The sequence below is a fragment of the Paraburkholderia sp. CNPSo 3281 genome, from assembly GCF_024206515.1.
GTDB lineage: Bacteria > Pseudomonadota > Gammaproteobacteria > Burkholderiales > Burkholderiaceae > Paraburkholderia > Paraburkholderia nodosa.
Genome location: NZ_JAMBPS010000113.1, coordinates 1 through 7,005 on the forward strand (window position 1 = coordinate 1; position 7,005 = coordinate 7,005).

Here is a 7,005-nt window from a genome sequence, read left to right on the forward strand (position 1 = left end):
CGAGGCGATGCCCGCCGAATGGTTTGAAGGTGAGCACTATCGGCGCCACTACCTCGAAGTCGGCCACGGCGACAGCATCCAGGTGCGTTGCTCGCTCAATGACGATGTGCGGATTCATCTCTTCGTGTTTCGCGATGTGCGGGCACCCCGATTCTCTGCGCCGGATCTCGAGCGTCTGGGTTTCGTGATGCATGGGCTGAGATGGTTCAACCGGCAGCAACTGCTCAGCCACGGCCTGCTCATCGCCGATGCACCCCTCACGTCGGCCGAGCGAAGGGTGCTGCTGTGGCTGCTCGACGGACTCACGGAAAAGCAGATCGCGCAGAAACTCGACCAAAGTCCGAACACGACGCATGTCCATATCAAGTCGATCTACGCGAAATTCAACGTCCGGAATCGCTCAACGCTCACCGCGCTGTGGCTCGGCAAGTTGCGATAGCGAACTGCGTGGGCTGGTGCGTTACAAGCAGCGATGCGGCCTCCCAATCCACACCTCGCCCTGAAGACCTGGATCAGCGATATCCAAAGCCCGGGATTCAGGAAAGTCCAGCCCCATATCACCCGCCTGAACTGCGTCCGTATAGCGTCATCAGGATGTCTGTCCGACGCGGCCGGGAGAGGCGCCGTCGGCATCGGCTGGGCTCCGCCGATCACCTATTCAGGTTATGTGCGGGCGTCAGCGAATAATCTACGATCCCGTTAAAGATCCACGCCGCAACTGTATTGCAGGGTGACGATAACAAGCACAGATACGGGGACCCGACCTTGTCGTCGAACGAAGGGGATCACGTCATGATTTCTGTACCGAAACCGGGCCGTCAGGCAGCGAAGCGGCATCCCGTGCATCTCGCTGGACTCGTTGCAATTGCAGCCGTCGCCGTAGCCTATGGGCTGCAAACGCAACCGTTGGAAAGGGACGCTGTGGGACTGACTGGCGGGAGTCACGAGAAGGCGTGGGCGGCGGTTGCGGCCACGGGTGACGCGGGGAAGTTTGTCGCTTTGAACTATCGGACGTGCATCGAAGCTCGCGACACGAGCTACACGATGACGGATTGGTGGCTCACCGTCGTTCACTCGCGCTTGAACACGGCGGCGCAGTGCGGTCTGAAAACCGTCTCCCGCGCGTCAATGAAAGGTGATGCGTTTGTCGCCCAAGTGAAGGGCGTGATCGGCAGCCTGCCCGTGCAGATTGCCGTGCCTGACCAACCGGCTCGCACGCTCCGATGGTTCGTCATTGACGATCGACCCACGTGATGCGCTGAGGGTGCGCGGTCTACGACTGTTCCCTCGACCTGCACCGGTTGGCCGCTACATGCGGAATGGCTGCGGAACGTTGTGACGGCGTCTGGGGCGGGACCTCTACCTGCAGAGAAGAAGTGAACGACAATTCATCGATATGGAGTCGTATCATGTATCGCCCATTCCGCGCTAACGGCCGCGCGCTCATCATCCTGCGCAACTTCCGCATTCGTGCAGACTGCATTGTTCGGTCCTGTCGTGCACGCCAAGCTCTACGCCGAAGCGTACAGGTGGATATCCAGGGATTGTGAACCGCGCGACGAGGGTCACTATCCGGAACACCGTGATTGAGAAGACTGTCGATATCCGGATTTCCGCAATCATCGGTCGGTCATGGGCTGCCGACGACCAACGTGGCCGCCGTTGTCGGGAACGTGCGGCACGAGGGTTGGTTGTTTGAGGGGAAGCCGCCGCTTGAATGGCCGCGCAAGCCCAAAGGTGAACGGCAGAAGTTCCCCCGGCGACCTGCCTGGTTTCGGGATGGACGAAGCCGGGCTAAAGCAGATGAAAGCGCCAGCGTACTGATCTACGCCCATGGAGCATGCACGCCTCAGGCCAAGTGTTCCTCCCGTCCTGGTGACACTCATTCACGAAGATCTCGTGGTCGACTTCGGCGTAGCCTAATGCGTTCTCTCCACCAGATGATGGACGCGGCCGTGTCTAGAATCCTATATCCTTAAGGCTCACACTGGAAACTGCTCGGGTGGTCTGTTTAGGCGGTAGCAGGAAGAAATTATATAGCGCCTTCCCTGATTCGGAATTCGTCACCATAGCTATCAATGCAGCAGCGTTACTTCATGTGAAATGAATGGATCGTTTGCTGCGCAACAAAATATTAGATTTCGTTGATGGTTAGTCGGAGCTTTTCTTCGGAACGTCGTTTAACAATTAACGACGTCAAAATGACTGCACGGTGAGTCAGATAGAATCAAGAGAGAATTTTACTTAAGATGTAGGCTATAGGAGGCGAACATGGGTGAAGAACGAACTGCACATCTTCGAATTCCTTCGGTGCGCTTAAGCCCCGATAATGAAACGGTCCTGGAGAACCTTGGACTGCTCGCAGAACTTGCAGGCAATTGGCAGGGTGCTGGCTTCAATCTTGTTGCTCGCCCCGATTTTCATGATCAAACTAACTTATTTCTCGAACTCAACCTCACCAGCGAAACGACCAAATTCGATCCAATCTCCTCGTCGATCCCGAACCGAGGCTTTGGTCAGGACGACATCGAGCTTTTCGGGTTGACGTACCTGCAAAAAATACACGATGCCACCACTGGCGGGGCGCTGCACATAGAGCCGGGCATATGGATCAAACAGCCTGGAACATCTGACCCGCCGCTCTCTGCCCCGCCTGGGGGCAACTCGTCAGCAGAATGGCTAACATACCGCATGGGAATTCTTTGCTCGCCCAAGGTATAGCGACAAGGTTCGATGGCCCACCAACCATCAGTTCCGGAGCCAATCCAACAAGCGGTGGCAACCCGGCTTTCTCACTTTTCCCATCCTTCAACAGCACTGCTATCGATCTTCAGCCGCCACTCGCACCTGGGGTACCCCTTGGGGCTCCAGTTTTTGCGGCGGGCACCTCGGAAGCACAGTCGAAGCCTGGCGGCGGTTTCTCGGAATACACTCTTTCGAACGCCGACAGCTCGGCAGACACGCGAACTCCCTTGGGAAACATACCTCCCATCTTGCCCCCTGAGATTACGCAGGCGCTCTTAAACGATCCGGTCACGCTTTTACAGGAGACTGTCGTCGCGCAGCTCGCACAAGGTTACTCGTTCAGTGGGGTGGCACTTAACATTTCGACCGCACAGTCGATAACGTTTTTCAACGAACCGGTCATAAACGCATCTCCACTCCCAGGTACGTCCGCTATCGAAGTTGTACAGGCCGGTGGCGGGGCAGAGAATTTGTCGTTCCTGCAGCAGAATGCGACTACCACACTGGTTTACGCGACGTTTTGGATCGAGAAGCTTACTCATCCCCAGCGTCCAACCATCATGCAGCTGCAATACGCTCAGATGGTGATGCTAAATTTTCCGTCGCTCAAGATTCCGGGAAAGCCAAATTTTGCATGGCCACACGTTTCGGTTGCAACGCTTAGCAAGACCTTCGGGTAAGCAGATGGAATTGGGCCGCACAGCGACATGCGGTTTCAGTGGCCTGGTCTTGAGGCGAGCGGTTCATCTACGTGTGGGTGGAATAAGACTTCGTTCAATGCCACTGCGCGTTCCTAAATGCGCTCGTCCCGCTTCGCGGCCATGTCCGAGGTCGAATTCGGGTGGCACTGCTTACGCGAATTCGCTTTGCGCTGATTCAGCAAGCTGCCGTTATGCTGCTCTATGCGGCAGCCGTGGGCAATCCATCTGGTTTCCGACGTAGAACTTGGTGCCCCGTCATTCGGGTGTGCACGAATTGTGCGCGTGGCTCCTCCGTCCGAATACGGAGTTTACGGCCGTTTCAACGGCAGTTTTCCTCGCTCGCGGAACGACTGTTTGTGGCCGAGTGAACGAAACCGCTCGCGCGGTAGGGGCTCCGGTCCCACGCTGGAGGTGAGGCAGAGGCCGGTATTGGGATGGGCCGCGTTCTACGTCACCAATGTGGCTGATTGCTGACGATGGCGGCATCAGGCAACCCGACGGCAGCATACTGCATCAGTGAACTCTCACTCCCGACCCACACCCGTCCTTCGACGCGCACCTGAGTACGGCCGCTGTTGCTGTGGTAACTGTCGCTCACAACGCAGAAATGGTAGGAGCACTATTTGTCTTTGGTATAAAGCTCTTGCGGAGTGTAGACGCCGGCGAGCCAGTCGATCAGGATCGCAACGAACAAGCTAGCGGCAAACTTCGCAGATGGGGACTAGATTTCCGGGACGCTGTCCGCGTGGCGTGGTGCGCGATTCACGCCAAGCCATACCGCGAGATCATGCGCTGACATCGCCTTTGCGTAATACCACCCCTGGACATACTGCACACCCTTCTCGCGCAGCCACGCCACCTGTGCGCCCGACTCCGCACCCTCGGCGACAAGTTCCAGATTCAGTTCATGCGCCATCGCAATGATGTGGGGCGCAACGACGCTTGACGCGGTATCCCGCCCAATCGTGTCGACGAACGACTTGTCGATCTTCAGAACATCGAGCTCGAAAGTTTGCAGGTAGGAGAGGCTTGAATAGCCGGTTCCAAAGTCATCAATATAAATAGGATGTCCGGCTGCCCTGAACGCGGCTATGACGCCGCGCGTTGCATCCGCGTTCATGAAACTGCGCTCCGTCGCTTCAATGCGGATCTGCCGGGGAGCAATGCCGGTCCCTTTGAGCGATGCCGTGAGAAGGTTCAGGAACCGGAAGCTGCGTAAATCCTCGGCACTGAGATTGATTGAGACATAAAACGAAGGCTTCTCGACAAGCATTTTGCCAAGCTGTGCGAGAGTTTTTTCGAGGACGAGATCGGTTAGTGCCTGGATGAGGTGATTTTCCTCGGCAATCGGAACGAAGATATCGGGCGAGATCGTGCGGCCGTGCCATTGCCACCGGACCAGCGCCTCCACGCCTACACATTCTTCGTCAGCAAGCCGGACGACGGGTTGATACACCACGTCAATTTCGCGGCGCGAGATGGCCCATTCGAGCGTTGCGGCAAATGAGAGCTGACGCGAGACGCGTTTGTATGCCAGCCATCCAAGCGCGGCACCCGCAGCCACGCCGATCGAAAGCCAGGCGGCGAGGAGCTTCGGCCAGCTTCCGGCGACGCTGCCGCGCGGCGCTTTCACCACGACGGCGATTGGGCGCGTTGGGGACTGGGAGACTGCATATATCCACTTATCGCTCATTACGTCTCCGCGGTGCCTCCACGCGCTGAGCATCTCCGCCGGGTCCGCTCCTGGCGATACAGCAAAGACTGTGGCCGTCGGAATATGGATTGCCGCAATGGGCCGCTTTTCAGGGTCGATCACGTCAACGTATGAACTTGGGGCGAGGGCCACGTAGTGACCGTTACGGCCGATCTGGACGCCGGTGCGGCCTGCACTCAGCGGACTCTTCTGCCGGAACCACAGGAGGTAGCCATCGCTGGTCCGGTAGTCAGGAGGCGGCAAAGCTTCATCCTTCATGCGCATATCGCCGAGCAGCGGCGAGCAGAGGTACCGCCCATCGGCGAACGCCCCTGCATCCTGGACGTAGGTGTATCTGAAAATGACGCGAGCAGTCCATTCGAGGCTCGACTGCGAGCACGGTGCATCCGCTACCCGCTCGAGATCCGCGAGGGCGGCAAAGGCCTGGTAGGTGACAAGGTCCATGCGCATGACGGCCTTCTGCGCAAACTCATTGAGGTCGTCCCGGTCCCGACGTGCAACGTCCTCGCTAGCGACATAGAGACTGGTCAGCACCGGCGCGATGGTCACAAGACATCCCAGCGCAATCGAAGCCGAAATCAGCGTGGCGCGCGTGGGCATCTTGCATCCCCGGTATGGACGATAGGGAACAAATGACAGGCAGGTCGACCGGTTTGCGCGGGCAAGCCGCATGAAAGACAACCCAGCAAATCTGAGTCAAGGATAACTCGCTGGGCCCCATTTTCAACCGGATTGCCTGGTCTGGTCACCGGCCGGCTTTCAGCCGTTTGCGGTCGGTGCCGGCCCCGATGATCGGACCAAAGTCCGATACCCAATGTCAGTGACCACGCATAGGCTTAAAGATCCCGTTGAAACGCGCATGTCCAGGAGAAGTGCGAGGCCGCGATCGAGGTCCTTACCCGGGCGCAGCTGGCTGAGCCATCAACGGTCGTAGTTGTGCTGTGCGCCTTTTGGCATGCCGCAAGTCACAGCAGATGCGCCAGGGGCACCCGGGCCCGATCCTCGCCATGGAAACGGGATGGAGTTCCGTGACCTGCATGGGGCGCGCGCCGGATCTCTCGTCCGGCGCGAAGCGTGTCAGGTCGCGGCCATGCCGCAATGCTTTCGCGAAGACCCTACGTGTTCGCTGGCCGGCGAATCTACCGCGAGGATTCTCCCGTGCCATAACGTCAGCGCTGCAACGGCATCTCCCTTTGGCTCACTGGTCGTGCTGTGGCCAGATTTCCGGAGTCAGGCGGTGAACAAGATGTTCGGCGTCATCCCGCGTGGTACGAGCCCGAGTCGGACCGCTTTATCGGAGCCGGGCGATGCGAAGGGCAAACGGAAAGCCATCGTAGGGCTGGCAACCGTTGCCGTAGTGGTGACGGCCCTTCTCGGCAGCATGCTTTTGTTTGCCTCCTCCGCCTTGGGGCAGTCCGGCGGCCTTGGCGGCGCCGGCCCCCCACAACCGGTCGCTCCAGGCGGGGTCAGCAACGTCACCGTCACCGGTGCCAACGGCGGCAACGGCACGACGAGATATAGCGGCGGTGGTGGCGGCGGAGCGGGCGTCACGGGCGGTAGCGGGGGAAAGGGTGGCACCGGCCTCGATGGCACCGCCGCCGCCGGTGGCGCTGGCGCGACCGGCCCTGGCGGCGCGGGTGGTGCTGGCTCACCAGGCGCCCCGCCCCCAAGCACCAACGGCGACTCCGGCGGCGGCGGCGGCGGCGGTGCCCATGGCGCTGTCGTGACGACCACATCCAGCAACAGCGGCGCCTTGACAGGAGGAGCCGGGGGGGGGCCGGCGGCAACTCAAGCACAACTCGTGGGAGTAGCGGTATATCCGGCGGCGGCGGCGGGGCCGGCGGG

General features: G+C 59.4%; 5 protein-coding genes. 4 read left to right on the forward strand and 1 reads right to left on the reverse strand.

Annotation, left to right across the window (positions count from 1 at the left end; translation table 11 throughout):
- The 4 genes from M3I56_RS40045 to M3I56_RS40060 form a co-directional block, all read left to right on the forward strand.
- A partial coding sequence (locus M3I56_RS40045) for a helix-turn-helix transcriptional regulator (protein ID WP_254358561.1) occupies positions 1-439 on the forward strand: 439 nt, incomplete at its 5' end.
- Positions 440-765: 326 nt separating this feature from the next.
- Positions 766-1,254, forward strand: coding sequence for a hypothetical protein (locus M3I56_RS40050; protein ID WP_254343088.1), 489 nt, complete (start codon positions 766-768; stop codon positions 1,252-1,254).
- A gap of 1,017 nt (positions 1,255-2,271) precedes the next feature.
- Entirely contained in the window at positions 2,272-2,721 is a 450-nt protein-coding gene (locus tag M3I56_RS40055; protein ID WP_254358562.1) for a hypothetical protein, read from the forward strand.
- Complete coding sequence (locus M3I56_RS40060) at positions 2,703-3,425, forward strand: hypothetical protein (RefSeq protein ID WP_254358563.1); 723 nt, start codon at positions 2,703-2,705, stop codon at positions 3,423-3,425. Before M3I56_RS40055 ends, M3I56_RS40060 begins: the two co-directional genes overlap by 19 nt.
- Positions 3,426-4,167: 742 nt before the next feature.
- On the opposite strand, the gene M3I56_RS40065 is transcribed toward M3I56_RS40060, so the two are convergent.
- Entirely contained in the window at positions 4,168-5,760 is a 1,593-nt protein-coding gene (locus tag M3I56_RS40065) for an EAL domain-containing protein (RefSeq protein ID WP_254346442.1), read from the reverse strand.
- Positions 5,761-7,005 lie beyond the last annotated feature (1,245 nt).

Excerpts from the sequence above, each read along its gene's own strand:
- M3I56_RS40055 (WP_254358562.1), top strand. The coding sequence starts at position 2,272 with ATGGGTGAAGAACGAACTGCACATCTTCGAATTCCTTCGGTGCGCTTA.
- M3I56_RS40065 (WP_254346442.1), bottom strand. The coding sequence starts at position 5,760 with ATGCCCACGCGCGCCACGCTGATTTCGGCTTCGATTGCGCTGGGATGT.